General features: G+C 74.0%; 1 protein-coding gene and 1 pseudogene. Both read right to left on the reverse strand.

Annotated elements, in window-relative coordinates:
- Positions 1-304, reverse strand: a pseudogene (locus FE811_RS27070) (hypothetical protein); the annotation flags it as partial.
- A gap of 155 nt (positions 305-459) precedes the next feature.
- Positions 460-623 (reverse strand): anhydro-N-acetylmuramic acid kinase (locus FE811_RS27075; RefSeq protein ID WP_181181000.1); only part of this gene is annotated, 164 nt, incomplete at its 5' end.

The following is a 623-nucleotide window of genomic DNA, read 5'->3' on the forward strand; positions in this document are numbered from 1 at the left end:
GGGCGGCGCCCATGCCGGCGGCGGCGCCGGTCGCATCATTGGCGGCATCGCTGGCCGCATCGGCGGCCTCGGCGGCGTCCTGGGCGGCCTCGGCCGCGGCGTCGCCGGTTTCCTCGGCCGCCTGGTCGGCAGCCTGTTCCGCCTGATCGGCGGCCTGCTCGGCCTGGTCGGCCGCCTGCTCGGTCGCGGTCGCGGCGTCTTCGACCTGCTCGGCGGGCATCTCGGCCGGCGGCGTGGTCTCGGTCTGCGCAAAGGCAGAACCGGCAAGGGCCAGGGTGGTGGCGGCGATGACAAGAGGTTTCATGGACGATGTCCTTTCCGGTTGTCGTTGTCACGGACGGCGGGTGCCGTCATATGCCCGTCCAACGTCACCATCCGCCGCATCGTTCCCGCGAAATGGCGCCGAAACAATCACAAGGCGGAAATCCGCCTGTGATCGCGCCCCGGCCGCAGGCCGCCTCAGCGCCGCGGCGGATGGCTGATGCGCCCGCCGCAGACCGGCCCCGGCGCCCCGGTGGTGCCCGGCCCCGAGGTCGGCAACCCGCGCAGCACCCGCACCGCCAGCCAGCCGAAGGCCTGCGCCTCGAGCATGTCGCCGTCCAGCCCCGCCTCCTCGACCGGCG

Source organism: Paracoccus sp. FO-3, from assembly GCF_006386455.1.
Lineage (GTDB): Bacteria > Pseudomonadota > Alphaproteobacteria > Rhodobacterales > Rhodobacteraceae > Paracoccus > Paracoccus versutus.